At 71.5% G+C, this 22,654-nt stretch carries 16 protein-coding genes; 9 read left to right on the forward strand and 7 right to left on the reverse strand.

Annotated features, from left to right (window positions below; genetic code table 11):
• Positions 1 to 7 precede the first annotated feature (7 nt).
• Positions 8 to 427, forward strand: a complete 420-nt coding sequence (locus K8612_RS14475) for a hypothetical protein (protein ID WP_223744017.1) — start codon at positions 8 to 10, stop codon at positions 425 to 427.
• A gap of 115 nt (positions 428 to 542) precedes the next feature.
• The gene (locus K8612_RS14480; protein ID WP_223762685.1) at positions 543 to 1,619 is read left to right on the forward strand and encodes a nitronate monooxygenase family protein; all 1,077 of its coding nucleotides are present in this window, start codon (positions 543 to 545) and stop codon (positions 1,617 to 1,619) included.
• A 1-nt stretch (position 1,620) separates the two neighbouring features.
• On the opposite strand, the gene opgC is transcribed toward K8612_RS14480, so the two are convergent.
• A complete protein-coding gene (opgC, locus tag K8612_RS14485) occupies positions 1,621 to 2,721 on the reverse strand; it encodes an OpgC domain-containing protein (RefSeq protein WP_223762686.1) in 1,101 nt (366 codons plus the stop codon).
• 94 nt (positions 2,722 to 2,815) lie between these two features.
• On the opposite strand from opgC, the gene K8612_RS14490 reads away from it, so the two are divergent.
• From K8612_RS14490 to K8612_RS14515, 6 genes are all read left to right on the forward strand, one after another.
• The gene (locus tag K8612_RS14490; protein WP_223762687.1) at positions 2,816 to 4,135 is read left to right on the forward strand and encodes an AHH domain-containing protein; all 1,320 of its coding nucleotides are present in this window, start codon (positions 2,816 to 2,818) and stop codon (positions 4,133 to 4,135) included.
• Between the two features lie 161 nt (positions 4,136 to 4,296).
• Positions 4,297 to 4,734 carry an imm11 family protein gene (locus K8612_RS14495; RefSeq protein ID WP_306799655.1) on the forward strand — a complete coding sequence of 146 codons (438 nt, stop codon included), beginning with the start codon at positions 4,297 to 4,299 and terminating at the stop codon, positions 4,732 to 4,734.
• A gap of 364 nt (positions 4,735 to 5,098) precedes the next feature.
• Positions 5,099 to 5,515, forward strand: coding sequence for a nucleoside diphosphate kinase regulator (rnk, locus tag K8612_RS14500; protein WP_223744012.1), 417 nt, complete (start codon positions 5,099 to 5,101; stop codon positions 5,513 to 5,515).
• Between the two features lie 222 nt (positions 5,516 to 5,737).
• Positions 5,738 to 7,507: an OmpA family protein gene (locus tag K8612_RS14505; RefSeq protein ID WP_223762689.1), complete on the forward strand. Its 1,770-nt coding sequence runs from the start codon at positions 5,738 to 5,740 to the stop codon at positions 7,505 to 7,507.
• A gap of 12 nt (positions 7,508 to 7,519) precedes the next feature.
• Entirely contained in the window at positions 7,520 to 10,744 is a 3,225-nt protein-coding gene (locus tag K8612_RS14510; RefSeq protein WP_223762690.1) for a DUF4215 domain-containing protein, read from the forward strand.
• Positions 10,745 to 10,864: 120 nt separating this feature from the next.
• Entirely contained in the window at positions 10,865 to 14,419 is a 3,555-nt protein-coding gene (locus K8612_RS14515) for a serine/threonine-protein kinase (RefSeq protein WP_223762691.1), read from the forward strand.
• 79 nt (positions 14,420 to 14,498) lie between these two features.
• On the opposite strand, the gene K8612_RS14520 is transcribed toward K8612_RS14515, so the two are convergent.
• From K8612_RS14520 to K8612_RS14530, 3 genes are all read right to left on the reverse strand, one after another.
• Positions 14,499 to 14,879 carry a hypothetical protein gene (locus K8612_RS14520; RefSeq protein ID WP_223762692.1) on the reverse strand — a complete coding sequence of 127 codons (381 nt, stop codon included), beginning with the start codon at positions 14,877 to 14,879 and terminating at the stop codon, positions 14,499 to 14,501.
• Between the two features lie 129 nt (positions 14,880 to 15,008).
• The gene (locus K8612_RS14525) at positions 15,009 to 15,365 is read right to left on the reverse strand and encodes a hypothetical protein (protein WP_223744007.1); all 357 of its coding nucleotides are present in this window, start codon (positions 15,363 to 15,365) and stop codon (positions 15,009 to 15,011) included.
• A gap of 33 nt (positions 15,366 to 15,398) precedes the next feature.
• On the reverse strand, positions 15,399 to 17,042 hold the full coding sequence (locus K8612_RS14530) for a sigma 54-interacting transcriptional regulator (protein ID WP_223762693.1): 1,644 nt from the start codon (positions 17,040 to 17,042) through the stop codon (positions 15,399 to 15,401).
• A gap of 188 nt (positions 17,043 to 17,230) precedes the next feature.
• On the opposite strand from K8612_RS14530, the gene K8612_RS14535 reads away from it, so the two are divergent.
• Positions 17,231 to 17,944: an HAD family phosphatase gene (locus K8612_RS14535; protein WP_223744005.1), complete on the forward strand. Its 714-nt coding sequence runs from the start codon at positions 17,231 to 17,233 to the stop codon at positions 17,942 to 17,944.
• Here K8612_RS14535 and K8612_RS14540 read toward each other — a convergent pair.
• The 3 genes from K8612_RS14540 to K8612_RS14550 form a co-directional block, all read right to left on the reverse strand.
• Positions 17,916 to 18,668: a hypothetical protein gene (locus K8612_RS14540; protein WP_223744004.1), complete on the reverse strand. Its 753-nt coding sequence runs from the start codon at positions 18,666 to 18,668 to the stop codon at positions 17,916 to 17,918. The two genes, K8612_RS14535 and K8612_RS14540, sit on opposite strands and share 29 nt — an antisense overlap.
• A 40-nt stretch (positions 18,669 to 18,708) precedes the next feature.
• Entirely contained in the window at positions 18,709 to 21,912 is a 3,204-nt protein-coding gene (locus K8612_RS14545) for a TonB-dependent receptor (protein ID WP_223762694.1), read from the reverse strand.
• Positions 21,913 to 22,024: 112 nt separating this feature from the next.
• On the reverse strand, positions 22,025 to 22,606 hold the full coding sequence (locus K8612_RS14550) for a hypothetical protein (RefSeq protein WP_223762695.1): 582 nt from the start codon (positions 22,604 to 22,606) through the stop codon (positions 22,025 to 22,027).
• Positions 22,607 to 22,654 lie beyond the last annotated feature (48 nt).

Here is a 22,654-nt window from a genome sequence, read left to right on the forward strand (position 1 = left end):
TGAACTCATGAAGCAACGACCGCGGTGTACCGAAGACGAATTGAAGGTCCTGGAGTCGCTGACCACGTACATGCGGACCTCGGTGTGGACGGGGCCTGGCTATCCCGTCGAGGCGTACCTGTATCGATGGCAGCAGACCGCGGAGACCGTCGCGGACTACCCGGACGGCATTGATGACTTCATCTATTGGCTGACGAGCCGGGACGCGCTGGAGTTCATCCTGGAGAAGGGCCCCCAGCCTGCCGTGGATGTACTGAGGCGGCTGGTCGAGGAGGCCGACGAAACGTTCCGTGCCGCGACACGAGACGATGGCGGGCAGGCCCTATCGAGGTTCTGGAAGCCCGCTGGCACGACGTGGTGGTACTCCCGCCGGCCTTTCACCGGGCCCCTCAGTACCTACCTGGATACGGGGAAGTACGGCGCATGACGCCGCGCTCGGCATGGGGCGCGGAAGCAGGACGGATGCCTTTGGGGCGCATGGCGTCCCCGCGTGAACTCGGGTTGTTGATGCTGTCCGACGTGAATCACGGGGAGGGGTAGCCATGATGGATCCGCAGGCGTGGCGCAGGTTCTCGGAGCGGCTCGGGGTGGCGCATTCGATCATCCAGGCTCCGATGGCAGGGGGCCTGACGCCGCCGGAGTTGGTCGCGGCGGTGTCCGAGGCCGGGGGCCTGGGCTCACTGGGCGCCGCGTACGTGCAGCCGGAGGACATCGTCCAGCAGGCCCGCGCGGTGCGCTCCCTGACTTCGCGGCCCTACGCCATCAACCTCTTTGCGCCACAGCCCGCGGTGGCTCCCGCGGATCCTGGTCCCACGCTCGCCATCCTCGAGCGCTTCCATGCGGCGCTGGGGTTGCCTCCTCCCGTGATTCCGGCGGCGGCGATGCCGGACTTCGCGAAGCAGGTGGAGGCCGTGCTCGATGCGGCGCCCACGGTGTTCAGCTTCACCTTCGGCATCCCGCCCGCGCCGGTGCTGGAGGCGTTCCGGTCGCGCGGCATCCTCGTCGTGGGCACCGCGACGAACGTGCGCGAGGCCCAGGCGCTGGAGGCCGCGGGCGTGGATGCGATTGTCGCGCAGGGCTCGGAGGCGGGGGGCCACCGGGGTTCGTTCGGCGGCTCGTTCGATGCGGGCATGGTGGGCACGATGGCGCTCGTGCCGCAGATGGTGGACGCCGTGCGGGTGCCGGTCATCGCCAGCGGCGGCATCATGGACGGACGCGGCATCGCGGCGGCCCGGATGCTGGGGGCTGCGGCCGTGCAACTGGGCACGGCGTTCCTGCGGTGCCAGGAGTCCAGCGCGGCAGCGGCCCACAAGGCGCTGTTGCGCGAGGCCCGGGATGAGTCGTCACGCATCACCCGCGCCTTCTCCGGACGTCCGGCCCGCGCGATTCCCAACGAGCTGACCACCACGCTGGAGGAGGCTGGAGCCATCCTGCCCTTCCCGCAGCAGCACGGCGCCACGCGCACGCTGAGGGCCGCGTCGTCGAAGCAGAACGACACGCGCTTCATGGCCCTGTGGGCGGGGCAGGGCATTGGCCTGTCGCGAGAGGGTTCTGCCGCGGACCTGGTGCGCGCCCTGGTGGCGGAGACCGACGCCGCGCTGTCCGCCGTGCGCGGCTGACTCAGGACGTGGAGGGCGGGCCCATGCTCCGGCCCGCGATGCGCTGGCGCAGCGCCACGAAGTACATGCTGCAGAAGGTGGCCACGAGGACCGCGGCTTCATCCCAGTAGTCCAGCGGCTCCTCGTTCTCGTCCAGCAGCGACAGGCTGAGCAGGCACAGCACCACGTGCACGGCGAACACGGGCAGCGACGCCTGTCCCAGCGCCTCCAGCACCTTGGGGCGCAGCCAGCGGAACAGGCGGGGCGCGAGCCAGCTCGCGAGCAGCGCCACGGCCAGGAAGTTCACGAGCCGCAGCGGCGCGAGCGACCACTTGTCGAACAGCGCCCCCGCCGCGCCCAGGTCCACGTCGAGGTGGCGCACGACGAAGAACCCCAGGCTGACGACGATGGCGCCCGTGAGGAGCCGGCGGGACACGGGCTCGCGCTGCTCCGGCGCCGTGGCGCGGGCCACGCCCATCCACACCCCGAGCACCCACAGGAACTGCCACGCGAACAGGTCGAACGCGCCCGACAGGTCGATGCTCAACGGCGGCCACGGCAGCACGGGGATGGCGACGAGCAGGTCATACAGGGCGCGCTTGAGGCCCACCTGCGCCCAGACCCAGATGAGGGCGCTCAGCCCCAACACCCGCGACCAGCCCTCCTTGCGCGCACCGAGCAGCACGGCGGGGGTGAGCAACAGCAGCACGACATAGAGCGGGAGGATGTCGAGCAGCGGGGGACAGTAGAGGAGGAACAGGCTGCTCCACAGGGCAGTGAACGGATCCTGATGGAAGAAGCCCAGCAGGTTGTGGATGGCGGGCCTGCGCGCGGCGACGCCCAGCGCGGCGATGATGGTGAACGCGAAGGAGAGCAGGGCGACGTGGTAGCCGTACACCTTGAGGGCGCGGCTCCAGAGGCTCTTGAACATCGCGGCCGTGCCCGGCTTCTTCGCGTGCACCACGCCCACGAGGAACGCGGAGAGGAACACGAAGCCCTCGGCGGCGGACACGAAGCCGAACGGCTGATTGCCGATGACACTCAGCCGGGTGGGCAGGTGCGTCAGCGTCATCAGGACGAGCAGCACTCCGCGCAGGCTGTCGAACTCAGGGCGGCGTTTCATGGCGGGTAGACTCGCTTCACCCATGCCACAGCCCCACGCCCCGGGTAAACCGCACCGGCCTCGCGGATCCAGTGTCACTGTCCGGATGGCGCACATGGCCGTCATCGCGTGGCTGCTGCTCGTGGGCACGGGCTGCGCGGCGTCCCGAAACGTGCGGCTCGACACGGGCCAGGGCCCTGCCCGTGTCCACACGCCGCGAGGGGACCTCCGGCCCGTTGAATTGGACGAAGATGCCTTCGCGTCCGCGGTCACGGGGCTCGCACGTACCGCGCCTGTTGCCTCGCGCCCCGTGGAGGCGGCCCGCCGGCTGCTGGCGGCTTCGCTTCCGTCACGCCCCTACGCACACGTGCGTGGGCACCTGGGGCTCATCTCCGTGCAGGAGCCCGGACGCGGACACCTCCGGCTCAACGATGCACCGGAGGCGGAGCTGGCGGCGGCGTATGGCCGGTGGTGCAAGCGCAAGGCGCTCTCCGGAGATTGTCTCCACCTGCTGGAGCGCGGGTCCACGCTGGATGAGGACGGCAAGCGGACGCTGGCCTTCTCCATCGCGTTGGACTCGGTGTGGGACGAGACGGAGGACGCGCTGCGCGGCATGACGGATCGCGAAGCGGTGCTGTCCATGATCGTCACGACCGGCGCCCTGTATCTGGGCCTGTGGCTGTTGCCGGAGCCGGTGTCCAAGGGCGTCGCGGCGACGATGACGGCGGTGCTCATCGCCTACCTGGGCGTCGACACGGTGTGGAGCCTCATCCAGGGATGGATGCGGCTCGCGGAGGCGGTGGTGGAGGCCACGACCTTCGACGCGCTCCGGGACGCGGGAGAACAGTACGGCGAGGTGATGGGCCAGAACGCTGCGCGGGCCTTCGTGATGCTGGCCACGGCGGCGCTGGGCAGCACCGCGGAGACACTGGCCGCGAAGGTGCCCACGCTGCCCGGTTCGGCGCAGGCGTCACTCGTGGGCGCGGCGGAGGGCGGCTTCCGGCTGGGCGCGGTCGCGCAGGTGGAGTCCGTCGCCGTGTCCACGACGGGTGACATCCTCCTCACCCTGGCGCCGGGCGCGGTGGCGACCGGTGGGCCCGTGGAGGTGAAGGGGCCGAAGCACCACATCGCGTCGGACAAGTTCAGCACGTCCACCGCGAATGGCGGCCCGTGGACGCCGCGTTACCAGCGGATCTTCAACAAGGCCGGGATGTCGCTGAACGATCCCGAGAACCAGGTGGATGTTCCCGGCCACCGTGGCCCTCATCCTCGCGAGTACCATGAAAGAGTCCATCAACGGCTTGAGCAGGTAACGGCGACCTGCAAAACCATCGACCAATGCCGAGAGGCGTTGCAAGGTGCGCTACGCGCTCTGGCGCGTGAGATCGTCCAGGAGGGCAGTTTCCTCAACAAGCTGGTGACCCGCACGCAGTGAGTGCACGAACCCGACCCATGTCCTTGCGATATTTCGAACTCGCTGATGACGTGTACCTTGAGGGCCGCTGGGAACTGGGCCATCCACAGGACGCCCAGGGGCGGGACCTTGAGGACTCCTGGCAGTTCCGGATGGGCCGACCGAGTTCATGGGAAGGAAGCTTGCGCATCCCGGTGGAGGTTCCAGGCAACGCGCTCGACTACTCCCACGCGGCGTTCAGCACGCCGGTGGTCACCTCGCGGGTGGCATCCATCTTCGAGCAACTGGCCCCGAACGACGTCCAGCTCTTCCCCGTGGACATCGAGGGGCAGGCCGGCGACTTCTTCATCCTGAACGCCATCCGCCGCGTGAACTGCATCGACGATGAAGCTTCGGAGGAGGCGCGGTACTGGACGCCCAGGGATGGGCTGACGGAGAAGGTAGGGACCTATCTCTCCGTGTGGGGCATGCGCATCGACACCACGCGGCTCGGCAGCGCGCGGGTCTTCCGGCCGCTGCACTGGGAAGTGGTCCTCGTCATTCCGGAGGACATCAAGCTCGCGCTGGAATCCATCGGCGCCACGGGCGTGAGGTTCAAGGACGTGTCCCCGCTCCGCTGATTTCCGCGCCTGCGTGCGTCACGGCGGCTGTCCGCCAGGTTGCTTGTTTCCGGGGGGCCGGTTGCAATCAGGGCTCACCCGGCTACATTCAGCACTTCACCGCAGCCGCAACCCCCGGGTCCCTCGTCAGATGACGGTTTCGCTCACAGCCTGCCTGCAGCGTGCTCCGCGCCGGATTTCCGTGCGCCGGACGCTGCCCGCGCACGGCCGAGCCACCGCCTGGCTTGTCACCCACGCCGCCCGTCTCGCGTAGTTCACGACGGACGGCGTCCGCTCCACCCCCACTGAACCTTCGCGCCACGCACGCCCACCTTTCCAGGTGTGCGTGCCATCCCCACTCCCCTTCCCACAGGAGGCAATCGCCATGACCCACGACCATTCCCTCATCGTCACCGACACGGACCTCCAGCGCCTGGAGCGCGTCGTCGAGCAGTACGGCAACGCCCGCAACGCCGAGCTCGTGGAGCAACTGGAGTCCGAGCTCGCCCGCGCCGTCGTCACGTCCTCCACCGCTGTTCCCCGCGACGTCGTCACCATGAACAGCACCGTCGTCTATGAGGACGAGGAGGCCGGCGAGACGCGCGAAGTCACGCTCGTCTACCCCAAGGACGCCAACAGCGACGCCGGCCGCATCTCCATCCTCGCCCCCGTGGGCAGCGCCCTGCTGGGCCTGTCCGTGGGCCAGACCGTGGAGTGGCCCCTCCCCCAGGGCCGCACCCGCCGCCTGCGCATCCTCGCCGTGCCCTACCAGCCGGAGGCCGCCGGGCACTTCCACCTGTAGGCCCCGCGTCCTCCCATGACGCGTCAGCGCCGTGCCCATGGCCCGCGCTGACGCGTCATGCCCACCCCGGGGAGGCAGGCCCTCCGCCGCATCCCCGCGGGATTGCTGAACGTCGTCTTCCGGACACCTCCTGGCCCCGGGCGTGCAGACGTCCGCGCACCCCTCGCCCTGGCGAAGGGACGCGGGCCGCTCTCACGCCCGCGTGTGCATGTGGAGGAACGCTTGTTCGCACGAAGGCATCACCTGGGGCTCGGAGGACTGGCGGTCCTCTGCGCCTTCAGCGCCCAGGCCCAGAGCAGCATTCCGGGCATTGAACTGGAGCGCCTGCAGCTCAACCCCGGCATGCGCGACAGCCTCGTGCTGTCCACCGGTGACCTGCTCCCCGCGGGTCAGTTCCGCATCGGGTTGACCGCGCACTACGAGAACCGGCCCCTCGTCCTGGTGGAGGACGGCGAGCGGCAGGCCGACATCGTCTCGAACCGCGTGACGGCGCACGTGAGCGCGGCGTACTCCCTCACGAACTGGCTGGAGCTGGGCGCGCAGGTGCCCATCGTCGCCCAGTGGGGGCCGGAGACCGCGTCGAATGGCGTGTCCCGCCCCACCACCAGCGCGCTCGGCACGCCGTGGGTCCAGGCCCGCGTGGGCTTCCTCGCCGAGGACCGGGGCGGGCCGCTGGACCTGGCGCTGCACCTGGGCGCGGCCCTGCCCCTGGGCAACAAGGCCGCCCTCACCCGCGACGAGGGCTTCACCTTCTCCCCGCGCCTGGGCGCCGGCAAGCAGTTGGGCGGCACCTTCCGCGTGGGCGCGGACGTCGGCGCGCTCGTGCGCACGAAGACGTACGCGCTGACGCCGCAGACGCAGCCCCCCCTGGACGAGATGGGCGTGGAGCTCAACGGCGGCGTCAACCTGTCCGCCGGCCTCTGGGGCCTGCGCGAAGAGGTCATCGTGCGCGGCACCGTCCCCACGCAGGACTCGCCCAGCTCGCTGGAGGCGCTCCTGGGCCTGCGCGTCCCCTCCGCGGACGGCACCGAGGTGTACGTCATGGGCGGCCCGGGCTTTGGCCAGACGCCGGGCACGCCGCGCTTCCGCGTGCTCGCCGGGGTGTCCTTCGGCACGCCGCCCGCGCCCCAGGGCCCCGTCTGCATCGCGGGCCAGCCCCACGTGGCCGCCGAGTGCCCCGACCTGGATGCCGACGGCGACGGCGTGAAGAACCGAGACGACGCGTGCCCCACGACGGCGGGCCTGGCGCAGCTCCAGGGCTGCCCGGACAAGGACGACGACCAGGACGGCATCCCCAACCTGGCGGACCGGTGCCCCACGCAGGCGGAGAACAAGAACGGCTTCCAGGACGAGGACGGCTGCCCGGACGACCCCGACTCCGACGGGGACGGCATCGTGGACTCCAAGGACCAGTGCCCCAAGGAGCCGGAGACGTTCAACCGCTTCCAGGACAAGGACGGCTGCCCGGACGTGGAGCCGGACCGCGACGGTGACGGCATCGTGGACCGGCTGGACAACTGCCCCGACGAGCCCGGCACCGAGGCGAACGGCGGCTGCAAGGAGGCGCCCGTCGCGCGCATCGACGCCGGGAGCATCCGCATCCTCGAGGCGGTCTTCTTCGAGAACAACAAGGCCGTCATCCAGACGCGCAGCCACGCGGTGCTCGACAAGGTCGCGGCCATCCTCGTGTCCCACCCGGACATCGAGAAGGTGCGCGTGGAGGGCCACACCGACGACACCGGCAAGGCCGACTACAACCTGGACCTGTCCCAGCGGCGCGCCGAGGCGGTGGTGGACTACCTGGTGAGCAAGGGCGTGCAGCGCGAGCGGTTGGAGGCGAAGGGCTTCGGGCCCACGCAGCCCATCGCGGACAACGCGAAGGCGGACGGCCGCGCGAAGAACCGCCGCGTCGAGTTCAAGATCGTCGGAGAGGCCGAGGGCGTGCAGACGGCGCCGGCCTCCTCCTCTTCCCCCGACACCCTCCGGAAGTAAGGCGGACCGTTCATGTTCAAGACCCTGATGCCTTCCCTCCGGGGAGATTCATCCCGCATGGCCCTGCGCACGGGCCTGCACATGCTGGCCCTGTGCTCGCTGTTCCTCGTCGCCGGCTGCGAAGCGCGCTCCTCCACTCCCGGACCCGTGCTCACGAGCCAGGCGTCCGCGCTCGTGGGGGACGGCCGGCTCCAGCCCGGCGAGCAGTGTGACGACGGCAACACGGCGAGCGGGGACGGCTGTTCGTCCACCGGCACCGTGGAGGCGGGCTACCTGTGCCACGTGCCCGGCAACGCGTGCTCGCTGGCCAGCCTGTGCGGCAACAACACGGTGAACCCCGGCGAGCTGTGCGACGACGGCAACACGACCGACGACGGCAACGGCTGTTCGGCCACGTGTGACCTGTCGCTGTGTGGCAACGGCGCGTTCGACAACCGGCAGTACCCGTCCTACGCGCAGGAGGTCTGCGACGACGGCAACCGCTTCGAGGGCGACGGGTGCAGCCGCCAGTGCGAGGTGGAGCCCGGCTTCGCCTGCGCGGGCAGCCCCAGCCGCTGCGTGAGGGCGGGCGTGGCGGTGTTCAACACCGGCGTGGACGCGCAGAACCGCCGCCTGCCCGCGGGCGCGGTGGATCCGCACTGGTTCTACGCCGGCACCACCACCGGCGCGGACACCGGCGTGCGCAACGCCAACGACTGGCCGCTGGAGATGCAGACCGCGCGCTTCATGGCGCCCCAGGGCGCGCAGACGTGCGTGTACCAGGACTTCCTCATCCCCTCGACGACGAACATCGCGCAGTTCCGCCTGCGCCTGGCCACCTTCAATGACAACCAGTTCGACGGCGCCAGGGTGAACGGCGTGGCCATCACCCCGGTCACCGTGAGCGAGCCCCCCGGCCAGCCCTGGCAGAAGAACATCTTCCGCGAGTTCGGCACCCACGCGGCCTGGCACCCGGGCCTCAACCGCATCGAGCTGTGCAACGAGAACGCCGCCAGCCCGCCGAACGCCTTCCGCTACCTCTTCGTGGACGCCTACGACGACCGCTGCGGTGACGGCGCCATCTCCCCGCGCGAGGAGTGCGACGACGGCAACACGAACAACAACGACGGTTGCAGCGCCACCTGCGGCATCGAGCCCGGCTACGGCTGCGCCGGGGCGCCCAGCGCCTGCGCGAAGACGTGCGGCAACGGCAACCTGAACCCCGGCGAGCAGTGTGACGACGGCAACACCACCGCCAACGACGGCTGCAACGCGAGCTGCCGCGTGGAGGACGGCTACGCCTGCCCCACGCCGGGCCAGGCGTGCGTGGCCTCCTGCGGCGACGGCGTCATCCACGCGGGGGAGCAGTGTGACGACGGCAACGTGTTCAGCTCCGACGGCTGCTCCGCGGCGTGCCGCATCGAGACGGGCTCCTCCTGCGGCGGCGCCCCGTCCGTCTGCGCCCCGCTGTGCGGCAACGGCGTGCTCAACGCCGGTGAGCTGTGCGACGACGGCAACACGCACCTGAACGACGGCTGCTCCAACGCCTGCACCCTGGAGCTGGGCTATGCCTGCGCCACGCCGGGCCAGCCCTGCGCGAAGACGTGCGGCAACGGCGACGTGGACCCGGGCGAGCAGTGCGACGACGGCAACCTCACCTCCGGCGACGGCTGCGCCACCGAGTGCCGCGTGGAGGACGGCTACGCCTGCTCCACGCCGTCCAACGGCCCCTCCGTGTGCGCCCAGTCGTGCGGCAACGGCACCCTGGACGCGAACGAGACCTGCGACGACGGCGACACGTCCTCCGGCGACGGCTGCTCCAGCGGCTGCCGCGTGGAGCCGGGCCATGGCTGCTCGGGTCAGCCCAGCACCTGCGCCACCCTCTGCGGTGACGGCCTCCGCGCGGGCGCCGAGTCGTGCGACGACGGCAACACGGTGGCGGGCGACGGCTGCGACGCCACCTGCGCCGTGGAGCCGGGCTTTAGCTGCCCCGTCCCCGGCACCGCGTGCCTCGCCACCTGCGGCAACGGCGCGCTGGAGGCTGGTGAGCAGTGCGATGACGGCGACGCCGCCAGCGGCGACGGCTGCAACGCCATCTGCGCCGTGGAGCCGGGCTGGAGCTGCAGCGGCGCGCCCAGCGCCTGCGGCACCACGTGCGGCGACGGCGTCCGCGCGGGCACCGAGGTGTGCGACGACGGCAACCTGGTGGGCGGCGACACCTGCTCGCCGCGCTGCCTGCTGGAGGTGGGCCAGACGTGCAACGCGTCCAACGTCTGCGAGGCGTACTGCGACCCGGTCTCCCAGCAGTGCGTGGCGCAGCAGCCCGAGCCCGTGACGCCGACCCCGGTCATCACCGGCCCCGTGGCGAGCAGCACGGTGACCACCGGCACGCCTCCCATCACCGGCACCGGCGAGCCCGGCGCCGAGGTGACGGTGCGCGAGGGCTCCACCGTCCTCTGCACGGCCACCGTGGACGCGGCCGGCCACTGGACCTGCACGCCCACGACGCCGCTGGTGGATGGCCCGCACTCCGTGACGGCCACGGCGAAGGGGCCCACGGGCAGTCCCAGCTTCCCGTCCACCGCCGTCCCCTTCGTCGTGGACACGGAGGTCCCGGCCCCGGTCATCACCGGGCCGGAGGCGAACGCCACGGTGACCACCGGCACGCCCGCCATCACCGGCACCGGCGAGCCCGGCGCCGAGGTGACGGTGCGCGAGGGCTCCACCGTCCTCTGCACGGCCACCGTGGACGCGGCCGGCGCGTGGAGCTGCGTGCCCACGACGCCGCTGCCGGACGGCCCGCACTCCGTGACGGCCACGGCCCGGTCGCCCGCGGGCGTCACCAGCCCTCCGTCCTCCACCGTCCCCTTCGTGGTGGACGGCGTGGTGCCGGACGCCCAGGCTCCGGACACCTCCATCGTGAAGGGCCCGGCGCCGACCACCTCCAGCCGCACGGCGGACTTCGAGTACGCCTCCACGGAGGAGGGCTCCACGTTCGAGTGCAGCCTCGACGGTGGCGCCTGGGGGCCGTGCAGCGGCAGCTACACGGTGGGCACCGGGGACCATGTCCTGCGCGTGCGCGCCGTGGATGGCAGCGGCAACACGGATGAGACCCCGGCGGAGTACACCTGGACGGTGACGAGCACGCGCGCCTTCGCGGGCGGCGGGTGCAGCACCGCGCCGGATGCCTCCTGGCTGGCCCTGCTGGGCCTGCTGGGAGTGCCGGGGCTGCGCCGCCGTCAGCGCCGCGCCGTCTAGCGCCGCATGGCCTTGAGGAGCCCGCCGGAGGGGCCGGCCTTCCCCTTCCCGGGAGCGCCCCCTCGCTCCCTCTCATGGCGCCCTTCCGGCGGCGCTCCCGTGTCCCCCGGCCTTCCCCGTATGCTCCCGTCCGTGCCCGGGGCAGGTCATCAGGAGTCGTACGAGGAGGAGGTCCTTCTCGCGCTGGACGAGGGGCTGCTGTCCTCCGAGGAGGCGGCCGCCCTGCGCGAGGAGGCCCTCCGCCTGCAACGCGGGCCCCTGGAGCTGTTGAAGGAGCGGGGCCGGCTGACGGAGGACACCCTGGACCTCTTGCGGCAGGACCTGGCTCGCGGCACGGACCGGGGTGAAGTCCCCATCCAGGAGGCCGCCACGCTGGGCACGGCGGTCCCGTCCTCGCTGGCCGTGGAGGGCGTGCCCGCCTTCCCGGTGCCCGGCTGGGACCGCTACGAGCCCGTGCGCTTCCTGGGGCAGGGCGGCATGGGGCAGGTGTTCCTGGCCTACGACCCGCTCCTGCGCCGCAACGTGGCCCTCAAGTTCGTGCGCGACGGGGACCCGGAGCTGGCCCGCCGCTTCCTGTCCGAGGCCCGCGCCCAGGCCCGCGTGCGCCACGAGCGCGTGTGCGAGGTCTATGAGGTGGGCGAGGTGCGCGGGCACGCCTTCATCGCCATGCGCTACGTGGAGGGCCCGTCGCTGGGGCAGCTCTCCCAATCGCTCACGCTGGAGCAGCGCGTCTGGGTGCTGTGCCAGGCCGCGGAGGGCGTGCACGCCGCGCACCGCGTGGGGCTGGTCCACCGCGACCTGAAGCCCGGCAACATCCTGGTGGAGCGCACGGAGGACGGAGGCTTCCTCCCGTTCGTGATGGACTTCGGCCTGGCGCGGGACTGGCGCGAGGACAGCGCCACCCCGAACGCGGTCCTGGGCACGCCGCACTACATGCCGCCCGAGCAGGCCCGCGGCGAGGGCCACCGCCTGGACCGCCGCGCGGACGTCTACGCGCTGGGCGCGACGTTGTATGCGCTGCTCACCGGGCAGCCTCCCTTCACCGGCGGGACGGAGAAGGAGGTGCTCGCGAAGCTCCAGACGGAGCCGCCTCCGCGTCCGCGCGCGCTGGAGCCGGACATCCCGGAGGACCTGGAGGCGGTGGTCCTCAAGTGCCTGGAGAAGGAGCGGCCCCTCCGCTACGACTCCGTGCGCGCCTTCACGGAAGACCTGGAGCGCTTCCTCTCCGGCGAGCCGGTGCGGGCCCGCCACGGCGCGCGCTACTGGCTGGGCAAGAAGGTCCGCAAGCACCGCGCGGCGCTGGCGCTGGGCGGCACGGTGGTGGCGGTGGTGGCCGGCGCGCTCACGCAGGCGCGGCTCGCGCGCGGCGAGGTGGCCGAACGCGAGCGGCTGGCCCGCGCCTTCACGGAGCGCGTGGAGCGCATCGAGTCCTCGGCGCGCTACTCCGCCCTGTCGCGCCTGCACGACACGCGCAAGGACCGCGAGGCCTTGCGCGCGAGCATGGCCGCGCTGGAGGCGGAGATTGCCCGCGCGGGAGCGCAGGCGGTGGGCCCCGGCGAGTACGCGCTGGGCCGCGCCCTGTTCGCGCTGGACGACCTGGATGGCGCGCGCGGGAAGCTGGAGGCCGCGTGGGCGCACGGCTACCGCGAGCCCCGCGTGGCGTGGGCCCTGGCGCAGACGCTGGGCCACCTGTACCGCGAGCAGTTGCTGCTGGACGTGGAGCGCCGCGCCCCCGCGCAGCGCGAGGCCCGCCTCAAGGAGCTGAACGGGCGCTACCGCGACCCGGCGCTCGAGTACCTGCGTCAGGCGGAGGGGCCGGACGTGCCCGCGCCGCCGTCGTTCGTGAAGGCCCTGTTCGCCTTCTACGAGGACCGCCCGGAGGACGCGCTGGCGCTGCTGGACGCGCCGGGCACGCAGTCGCCGTGGTTCTACGAGGCGCCGCTCCTGCGCGGCGACATCCTGCTCGCGCGCGCCACGCGGCGCTGGAATGGCGGGGACCGCGCGGGCGCCCAGGCGGACCTGGCGCTGAGCCGCGAGGCGTACGCCGCCGCCGTCGCCACGGCGGAGAGCCATCCTGTCGTGCACTCGGTGCTGGGGCGGCTGGAGCTGGCCGCGCTGGTGATGGAGCTGTACGGCGAGGGCAACGTGCTGCCGCACTACGAGCGGGGCCTGGAGGCGCTGTCGCACGCGCTCGCCGCCGCGCCGGACCACGCCCGCTCGCTGGTGCTGGTGTCGCGCTTCCACCGCCGGCTCGCGGAGCAGCGCACGAACCAGGGCGGGGAGGGCGTGGAGGCGCTGCTGGAGAAGTCCCTGGCCGCGCTGCGCACCGCGGAGGCCGTGGCCACGCCGAGCGACCGCATCCCGCTGGAGCGGGCCCTGACGCACCGCCAGTGGGCGCGCTACCAGCAACTGCACGGGGAGGACCCACGAGGGCAGTTGAAGCTCGCGATCGCCTCGTTCGAACAATTGCGCCCGGAAGACCGCGACTACGCGTTCCACGCCAACCTGGGCCTCGCGTGGCAGGGGCAGGCGGACGCGGAGGCCGCGCGCGGCGGGGACGCGCTGCCGCTGTTGGACAAGGCCATCGCCGAGTACCAGGCGGCGCTCCAGTTGAGCGAGCAGCAGCCGTTCTCGTGGATCAACCTGGGTGTGGCGTACCGCAAGCGGGCGGATGCCCGGAACGCGCCGGATGCGACGGGCGACCTGCGCCGCGCGAACAGCGCGCTGACGCGGGCCCTGTCCCTCAACCCGGACAACTTCGGCGCGTGCTTCAACGGCGCGGAGGTGGCGGAGCAGCTCGCGCGGGCCCGCTACCTGAAGGGCGAGGACGTGAGCGTGGACCTGGAGCGCGCCCTGGCGCTGTACCGGCAGGGGCTGGCGCTCAACGCGAAGCAGCCCGCGCTCCACAACGCGCTGGGCTCCGCGGTGTTCTGGCAGGCGGAGCTGCGCGCGGAGGAGGGCGGCGACACGAGGGCCCTGCTCGAAGAGGCGAAGGCGTCCTTCGAGAAGGCCCGCGCCCTGGCGCCCACGCAGGGCTTCGCCTTCAACAACCTGGGCGAGTGGGAGGTCTTCCACGCGGAGCTCCAGCTCGCGAAGGGCGAGGACCCGAGCGCCGCGCTGCGCGCCGCGGTGGATGACTACACGCAGGCGCTGAAGCGGTTGCCGGACGACGCGGACCTGCTGGCGAACCTGGGCAAGGCCTGGGTGCGGCAGGCAACGTGGACGCTGTCGCAAGCGCGAGACCCGGCGGCGGACCTCACGAAGGCGGAGGCGGCGCTGAACCGGGCCCGCGAGCTGAACCCGCGCCTGGGCAATGCCTGGCGTTACCTCGCGGAGGCCTCGGGCGTACGTGCGCGCTGGATGGCGAAGGGCCACGGCGCGGCAGGCGAGTTCGCGCTCGCGTCGCAGGCCTTTGATGAAGCGATGAAGCTCGACCCGAGGCTGGAGTACCGGCTCGCGGCGGCGGAGCTCCACGGCGCTTGGGCGCGGTGGCGCATCCAGGAAGGGCAGGACGCCGCGGCCGGGCTGAAGCGGGGGCTGGAGCTGGCCGACGCGGTGGTGACGGCCCGTCCCCGGTGGCTCCATGCGCGCGAGGTGCGGGACAGCCTGCGGTCACTCCGCGATGCTGCCCGCGCTCCGTCCGGGGAGCCAGTGGCTGACGCCCCCGCGCCCTGAAGTCCATGGGCGCGCACCGCAGTGCAGCCCCGGACGCGTCAATGACAGGACGCGGCCCGGGGCTGACGTGTCCGGCGCCCTACCGGAGCAGCTCCTTCGGCGGGTCGCTGGTCACGTCGATGCCGCCGTTCTTCCGATCCAACTCGATGGGACCGACCTTGGCCTCGCTCCGGGTGCTCGACCCGTCGTCGATGGTCGCGTCGAACGCGTAGATCCGCTTCAACGCCGTCACCGAGACGGTCAGCGGGGAGGTCACCAGCGCGTGGGTCCCTCCGAGCTCGTACGGGTACGGGTTCGAGGCGGAGACGGTGAGGCAGTTCCCGGAGGGGAACGTGATGGTGGCGGTGTAGGAGGCAGGGTAGCTGCCCATCGAGAAGACAACCGTGTCACCGTGTTTCACTTCCGGGCCGGGGCTGTAGCTGATGGGATCCGTGGAGAGGTCGACTGTGATGGTGGCCATAGGTCCGCACAGCATTGCAGCCCCTGTACCAACATGCATTTCCCGGAGCGCCCCCCGGATGTTTCACGCCCGCGCGCTCCCGGACGCGTCCGTGACACGTCACCGCCCGGGAGCTGACGTGTCCGGCGCCTACCGGCGCGGCTCCTTCGGCGGGTCGCTGCTCACGTCGATGCCGCCGTTCTTCCGGTCCCACTCGTGGCCCTTGCGCGCCTGGGACTCCTGGCCGTTGTTGAAGTCCACGTCGAAGGCATAGACCCCGCGCGCGGCCGTCAGGGCGACGGTCAGGGGCGCGGTCGCCATCGTCGCGCCGCCCAGCGTGTACGGGCCGGACGTGGTGAGGCAGGTGCCGTTGGGGAACGACACGGTGGCCGTGGCGTTGAGCGCGTTGCCCAGCGTGAAGACCACCGCGTCGCCGTGCTTCACATCCGGGCTGGGGTTGTAGCTGACAGGGGTCGTGGAGACGTCGATGGTGAGGGTGTTGGTCATGGTGCCCGCCGCCATTGCAGACACCGTACCAGCTCAGCTCGCGTCCAATCCCAGCTCACGCACCCGGCGCTGGAGCGCGCGGCGGGAGACCTCCAGCTTCTGCACCATGCGGTCCAAGTCACCCTCGCACTCGTGGAAGCAGCGGGTGATCTCCTCCGGGCTCAGGTCGCGCGCGGTCCGCAAGAGCGAGCTCTTGTCGATGAGCACGTACACGGAGGAGCGCGGGATGCCCAGCCAGTCCGCCGTGGCCTTCAAGTCCCAAGCACAGGCGCGCAGGGCCTCCAGCACCTCCTGCTCGCTCACCTCCGAAGGCTTGCGCCGCGCGGGGGCGCGCGTCTCCGAAGGCGCGGGCGTGTCCTCCGAGGCAGGGGAGGGCGCCTGCTCCGTCAGGGGCTGGCCGGGAATGGGGAGCGCGTCGGCGTCCAGCGACTGCTCCAGCCGCGCATCCACGCGCAGCCCGGGCAGCCCCCGGCTTCCAATCACGAGCTGCCGCGCGATGTTGCGAAGCTGCCGCACGTTGCCGGGCCACGCGGAGCGCACCAGCCGCGCGGCGAGCGACGCGGGCAGCCACGGCTCCGCCCTTGCGTCCGAGGAGCTCAGCCGCCCCGCCTCGCCCGTGGACTCCAGCTCCTGGCGCGCGAAGTGGAGGAACAGCGGCGCGATGTCCTCGCGGCGCTCGCGCAGCGGGGGCACGGTGATTTCGAAGCCCGCCAGCCGGTGCAGCAGCGGGGCCTTGAAGTGGCCGTCGCGGATGCGCGCCTCCAGGTCCGCGTCCGTGGCGGTGACGAGCCGCACGTCCACGCGCACCGGGCTCTGCGCGCCCACGGGATAGACCTCCTGGGTCTCCAGCACGCGCAGGAGCGCCGCCTGGACCTCCGGGGGCGCCTCCGCGACTTCATCCAGGAACAGCGTGCCGCCGTGGGCGGCGCGGAAGAAGCCCTCCCGGTCGCGCGCGGCGCCGGTGAACGCGCCCCGCACCGCGCCGAACAGCTCCGCGGCGATGAGGTCCTTCGCCAGGGCGCCCAGGTTGACGCTGACGAAGGGGCCCGCGCGGCGCGGGCTCCGCTCATGGAGCGCCCGGGCCACCAGCTCCTTGCCCGTGCCCGTCTCGCCCCGCACCAGCACGGGCACCTGGAGGTCGGCCACGCGCAGCACGTCCTCGCGCACGCGGACGATGCCCTCGCTGTCGCCCACCATGCCCAGCCCCGCCAGCTCCGTCGGGGCCCCCGCGCCGCGCACGGTGGCCTGGTGCAGCAGCAGCGCCACGCGCCCGGCGAGCACCAGCGGCACGCCCGCCACCAGCGCCCGCGCGGGGAACTCCCGCCCGCCGCGCACCGGCTCGCCGCCCACCCACACCGGCGTCCCGCCCTCCGGCACCCGCAGCCGCACGCCGCCGTCCGGCCCCGCCTCGAAGCGCACCGGCGTGCGGCTGAGGAACGGGTCGCCCAGGGGCAGCGCCAGCACCGCGCCCGGACGGCTGAAGTCCGGCGCGTTGCGCGACAGCGCCACCGCGCGCTCCGCGGACAGCAGCCCGTCCAGCAGCAGCCGCTCCCCGATGCGCTGGGGCTGGGCATGGCCAATGAGCGTCAACGCCGGCACCACCTGGGCGGCCTGTGACGGCGAGCCCTGCGTGCGGACGGCGGTGGTGGAGAAATCCGTGGGGTTCTTGGGCGGCATGGACGTCCCCGGCAGCCTACAACGGGCTGGCTGCCCCGGGGCCTGGCAGGCGTCGCTCCCCGGAAACCGTGCCCACGGCCGCTCGCAAGCCGGGCACGGACGGCAGGGGCGCAAGCCACGCCCGCGCCCCGTCCGATGAATAGCTTTGTGACGCGTGCCGTGTGGATTTTCGAGAGAGCGCGACCTCCATGACTCCATCGACCTCGAACATCACCGTCTTCGGCGCCGTCCTCTTCGACCTGGATGGCGTCGTCATCGACACGACCGAGCTGCACTACCGCGTCTGGACGGAGTTCGCCCGCGAGCGGGGCTACGTGCCCACGCGCGAGCAGTTGCTCGCCACCAACGGCCGGCGGGCCGGGGAGACGCTGCGCGCGTGGTTCGGCGCGCGGTTGGGTGACGAGGAGGTGGCCGCGCTCACCGAGGACCGGGAGCGGGCCTTCCACCGGCTGCTCGACCACGAGCCCCTGTCCGCCGTGCCCGGCGTGGGCGCCTACCTGATGTCCCTGAAGCAGGCGGGCGTGCCCTGGGCCCTGGGCACGAGCGCCCTGGCGCGCAACGCGGAGCGGGCCCTGGCGCGCGTGGGGCTGGAGCACCTGTTCCCCGTGCGGGTGACGTCCACGGACGTGTCGCGGGGCAAGCCGGATCCGGAGGTGTACCTCAAGGCCTCCGCCGCGCTGGGCGTCCCGCCGCACGCCTGCGTGGTGTTCGAGGACGCGGTGGCGGGGCTCCAGGCCGCGCGGGCCGCGGGCGCGGCGTGTGTCGCCGTCGCCACGTCGTTCCCGCGCGAGGTCCTGGCGCGGGAGCGGCCGGACTGGCTGGTGAGGGACTTCCGGGACCTGCCGCAGGCGCTGCGCCCCGGAAGCCACGGCCTCACGGCGCCGACGGCACCTCACCCGTGAGCACGCAGATGAGCGCGTCCGGGTCGCACTTCACGGGGAACAGCGGGTTGATGCCGGAGCCGCGCAGCCGCCCCGCGTCGTAGTCCGCGTACGGGTCGCACAGCGCGTCGTCCGGCAGCTTCGTCTTGCTGTTCTGGCACTTCACCACCGGCCAGATGCCCTTCACGGCGTACTCGGCGCTGCAGCCGTTCTCCGCGTAGACCAGGTCCGCGGTGAACTGCGTGCCCGGAATCTCCGGCGTGTTGTAGATGCGCAGGTTGCTCCACGTGTAGCCGAAGTCCTGCGCGGGCAGCACGCCGCCGTCCGCCGCCGTGGACGCGGGCACCTCCAGCCGCGTGGGCGTCAAATCCGGCACCGAGCAGAAGTGGTCCGCCCCCGGCGTCGCGGAGGCGAACGGCCCCACCGCGGTGGCGGACGCCTTCGAGTCCTCCGTCAGCCGGGACGCGAAGTCCTCCATCAGCTTGCCCAGCCGCGCGCTGCGCACGCCCACGGTGTCGGGCGCGGACGGGTCCGGGCTGAAGAACTTCTGCAGCCCCAGCGGCTCCGGCTTGAGCCGCGCGCAGACCGTGTCCGGGTTCTGCCCGGTCTTGAGCTGGTACGTCGCGGCGAACGAGCCGGTGGAGCCGTCCGACACGGCGCGGGCCACGACGCACTCGGGCTCCGGTTCACTGCCGCACGCGCCCACGGCGACGGCCGCCGCCGCGAGCCCTGCACTCACTGCCATCCAACGAAGCTTCATCGCGGGAGTCCTCATGGGCTTGGGCCTAGAAGCTGAGCTTCGCGCCCAGGCGGATGGAGCGCGGGGCCTGGTAGGCGGTGGGCCGCTTGAAGTTGGGGTTGATGTCCTGCACGCCGATGGGCAGCCCCGTGGCGGTGGAGATGACCTTGCAGTTGGGGTTGTTCTCACTGAGGCAGGCGGTGAGGTCGTCCGGCTTGCCGCCCTGCTCGATGGCGTACACGCGCGTGGTGGTGAAGGTCTGGTCCACGTCCGTGTACTGCTGGAAGTTGAAGAGGTTGAACACGTCCAGGGACACCGTGAGGACGTAGTCCTTCACCAGCCGCTGGTTGAGGCCCACGTGCCCGTCCACGCCGTGCACCCAGGGCAGCCGGCCCGCGCTGCCGCGCGGCAGGATGAACGTCTCCGAGCCGCTGCGGCGCGGGTGCGCGCCCAGGTAGTTGAGCGGCGCGCCGGAGCGCGCCCGGTAGTTGCCGCCCACGTTGATGCTGGTGCGAGGCCCCAGCACCAGCTCCTTCGCGGCGAACACCTTGAAGGAGTGCGTGCGGTCCCCGGGGAGCTGGCCCTCGCGGTTGACGGTGAGCGACACCAGGTCGAAGTCGCGCGTGAGGTTGGGGGAGAGCTGGCCGGTGTCCGCGCGGAACAGGCCGGAGTAGTTCCCGCGCAGGGTGGACCAGGTGTAGCTGGCCTGGGCCAGCCACCCGTTGGTGAAGGCGCGCTGGAAGTAGAGGTTGACCGCGTCGTACTCGCGCCGGGCCAGCGGGAAGTCCGTGGAGTAGCCCTTGCCCGGGTTGCCCAGGAAGAAGGTGCTGCCGTCGTCGCGGCTCATGTCCTCGATGACGTCGTTGAGGTAGCGCCGGGTGTACGTGGCGCCCAGGCGGCTCGCGGTGAAGAGCTCGTACTCACCGCCCACCACGAACTCGTCCGCGGACTGGGCGCGAATCTGGGGGTCCACCGGCACGCGGTCTCCGCCCTGCGCGTCCCACAACTGGTTGGGGCTCTCGCGGTTGCCAATGGGCTGGCGGTTGGCGTTCTGGGTGCAGTCCCCCAGGAGCGAATCCTCCCGCGAGGGAACGCACGGAGGCGAGTCGTAGGTGGCGGAGAGCAACTGCTGCTGCGGGAAGGACAGGTCCGCCATGTCCAGGGGGACGTTCTCGAAGAAGCGCGCGAAGTTGGCGAAGAGCTTGGCGCGGCCGCTCTGCGTCGGGTCGTAGATGACGCCCAGGCGCGGGGACCACTGGTTGGGCAGGTGCAGGCCCACCTCGCCGTCCAGGCCGTAGATGGTCTGCACGTCGTAGCGCAGGCCCACGTTGACGGTGACCTTGTCCAGGACGGACCAACTGTCCTGGATGAAGCCGCCCACGGTGGTGGACGTGGAGGTGCCTTCCTTGTTGGGCAGGAACACCGGGAGGTCCGGCCCCTGCAGGTAGCCGTACTGGTTGAGGCTGAAGAAGCAGTCGCCGCCGGTGCACTCCTGCCAGGGCGTCAGGCCGGTGCGCGCGCGCTTGTTGTAGAAGCTCATCCGCTCGATGTCCGCGCCGGCCTTGAGGATGTGGTGGCCCAGGGCCTCCAGCAGGTACGTGCCCATCACCTTGCCCTGCACGCGGTCCAGCCGCTGGACGCTGATGGTGCCGGGGCCGCCGGTGGAGTAGGCCGTCACCGGGCAGCGCAGCCGCTGCTCCTCGGGCGTGGTGCCGCAGGCGTCCTCGGAGGGGAGCGTCTCGAACTCGTTGATGGTGTGGTAGCCGGGGTTGCGGGTGCGGCGCCAGGCGATGTTGGGCTTCGCGGACAGGCCCTCGCCGGAGCCCAGGCCGGAGCCGTCCGACGGGAGGATGGAGTCCGCCTGGTGGTGCCAGCCGAGCGTCGCGTCCACGAGCAGCTTCTTGTCGAAGAAGGACGACGCCTGCTTCGCGACGATGTCCATGGCGCTGTTGCTGCGCCGGGTGGCGATGGCCTCATAAGCGCCCTGCACGAAGGCGGTGCACGACAGGCTGGTGCACACCTCCGGCTCGCCGTCGTCGCTGAAGGAGTACTTGCCGCTGCCGCCGGAGGAGCGCGGCGTGCCGAACACGGACACGGACAGGCTGTGGTCCGGGTTGAAGTTGTAGGTGAGCTTGCCCAGGTACTGCACGCTGCGCTCGTCGGCGAAGCGGCTGGTGCGGCTGCCGTCGATGGGCGTCACCTGGGAGAAGCCGGTGGTGGGGTCCTTGCGGCGCGCGCCCACGGCGGCGCAGCCGTTGGCGGGGTCCACCTCCGTGCACAGCTCGTAGCTGCTGAGCTGGCGGTCCACCTGGATGCGATTGAAGGACGGCGCGACGCCCACGTAGAACCAGAGCTTGTCCTTGAGCAGGGGGCCGCCCAGGTCGAAGCCGAAGTCGCCCAGGTTGTGGGCGCTGCCCTGCGCGGAGATGACGCTGCCCTCGCGCAGGATTTCCTTGCCGGAGGTCTGGAACGCGCCGGGCGCGTAGTTGGCGAACACGGAGCCGTGGAACTCGTTGGAGCCGGACTTGGTGACGACGTTGAGCACGCCGCCGGTGGAGCGGCCGTACTCCGGCATGTAGCCGCCGGTGATGACGTTGACCTCCTTGACGAACTCCACGGACAGGGGCGTGCCCAGGGTGCCCACGCCGGGGTCGTTCACGGACAGGCCGTCCACGACGTACTGGCTCTCAGGGGACGAACTGCCGCTGATGCTCACGCCGTAGCGGTCCTCGGTGGCGCCGGGGGCCAGTTCGGCCAGGCCTTCGAAGGAGCGGGACGCGGAGCCCTTGGTGCCGGGGCGGATGACGGCGATGTTGCGGATGAAGTCCTGGTCCACGGTGACGCCCGCGGCGCTGGAGCCCACGTCCAGGGTCGGCGGCGAGCCGACGACCTCGATGTCGGAGCTCAGGGTGTCCGGCGCCAGCTCCGCGTTGAAGCGGATGGTGCGGTCGATTCGCAGCAGGATGCCGTCGCGGGCATAGGGCTGATAGCCCTGGGCCTCGAAGCGCAGGGTGTACGTGCCCGGCGGGAGCTGGGGGATGCGGTACAGGCCGCTCTTGTCGGTGAGCACGGTGCGCTCGCCCTGAAGCTGGGCCGAGGTGGCGGTGACCACGACGTCCACCAGGGGCTGCTTGTCGAGCGCGTTCTTCAGGGTCCCGGTGATGACCGAGTTGCCCTGGGCCCAGGCCCCGGCGCCCCACAACACGGCCATGAGCCACAGCCCACGGATGAAACGGATTCGTCTGGACACGTCTGCGCCCCTCCCGGCGAAGGGGGCGAACTTTGTCGCAAAACGTGAGAAATCCACCAGCCCAAATCACAAAGACTTTGCCGTCAGAATGGAAAATGGCTGGCCCGCTGCGTCAGGGGATGTTCCAGGGCTCCGAAGTGAAGAGCGCGTGGAAGAGCGTGGTCTCCGGCGGCTTCATGAAGTTGACGTAGAGGGGGACGGGCGTCTGCGCGACTTCGAGCGGCAGCGCGGTGGCGCCGTATTCGGCCTCGATGTGTCGGGCGACCGTGTCCGCGATGCCACGCAGTTCCAACGGAGCGGGACCCAGGAACACCTTGGAGTCCAGGCAGTGCTTGCCCAGGTACTGATGCCGAACGCAGTGCACCGTGTAGACCGGGGCGAGGATGCTGAGATACCCGGCGACGGTCCAGATGAACCGCGGCTTGTGCATGATGCGCTCGTAGGGAGGATAGACGAGCGCACCAAAGCTGGGGTTCGCCAGGGGCGGCGTGTAGTCCCTGGCATCGCAGCCGGGAAGTGCTTCTCGAAGTGTCTTCACAAAGGCCCCCCAGCGGGGCCTCTCCGAATTCTTCTCCTCCCACAGTGCCTCGTAGCGAAGATCCTCGGCAGTGCGCTCCTGACGGAAGACATAGGCCTGGTCGGAGCCCCAGTAGCGACGAGCAATCGCGAGCAGGTCATTCGCGGAAGGTGTCATGGCTTCCGGCCTCCGGCATTCATGGGGCTGGTGGCCGTGTGGCACGTT

It is taken from the genome of Corallococcus sp. AS-1-6 (assembly GCF_020037015.1).
Lineage (GTDB): Bacteria > Myxococcota > Myxococcia > Myxococcales > Myxococcaceae > Corallococcus.

Bases quoted from the DNA above. Each gene is read 5' to 3' on its own strand.
- K8612_RS14540 (WP_223744004.1), bottom strand. From the start codon at position 18,668: ATGGCAGTGAGTGCAGGGCTCGCGGCGGCGGCCGTCGCCGTGGGCGCG.
- K8612_RS14490 (WP_223762687.1), top strand. From the start codon at position 2,816: ATGGCCGTCATCGCGTGGCTGCTGCTCGTGGGCACGGGCTGCGCGGCG.
- K8612_RS14535 (WP_223744005.1), top strand. From the start codon at position 17,231: ATGACTCCATCGACCTCGAACATCACCGTCTTCGGCGCCGTCCTCTTC.
- K8612_RS14510 (WP_223762690.1), top strand. From the start codon at position 7,520: ATGTTCAAGACCCTGATGCCTTCCCTCCGGGGAGATTCATCCCGCATG.
- opgC (WP_223762686.1), bottom strand. From the start codon at position 2,721: ATGAAACGCCGCCCTGAGTTCGACAGCCTGCGCGGAGTGCTGCTCGTC.
- K8612_RS14515 (WP_223762691.1), top strand. From the start codon at position 10,865: ATGCTCCCGTCCGTGCCCGGGGCAGGTCATCAGGAGTCGTACGAGGAG.
- K8612_RS14520 (WP_223762692.1), bottom strand. From the start codon at position 14,879: ATGGCCACCATCACAGTCGACCTCTCCACGGATCCCATCAGCTACAGC.
- K8612_RS14475 (WP_223744017.1), top strand. From the start codon at position 8: ATGAAGCAACGACCGCGGTGTACCGAAGACGAATTGAAGGTCCTGGAG.
- rnk (WP_223744012.1), top strand. From the start codon at position 5,099: ATGACCCACGACCATTCCCTCATCGTCACCGACACGGACCTCCAGCGC.
- K8612_RS14480 (WP_223762685.1), top strand. From the start codon at position 543: ATGATGGATCCGCAGGCGTGGCGCAGGTTCTCGGAGCGGCTCGGGGTG.
- K8612_RS14550 (WP_223762695.1), bottom strand. From the start codon at position 22,606: ATGACACCTTCCGCGAATGACCTGCTCGCGATTGCTCGTCGCTACTGG.
- K8612_RS14530 (WP_223762693.1), bottom strand. From the start codon at position 17,042: ATGCCGCCCAAGAACCCCACGGATTTCTCCACCACCGCCGTCCGCACG.
- K8612_RS14525 (WP_223744007.1), bottom strand. From the start codon at position 15,365: ATGACCAACACCCTCACCATCGACGTCTCCACGACCCCTGTCAGCTAC.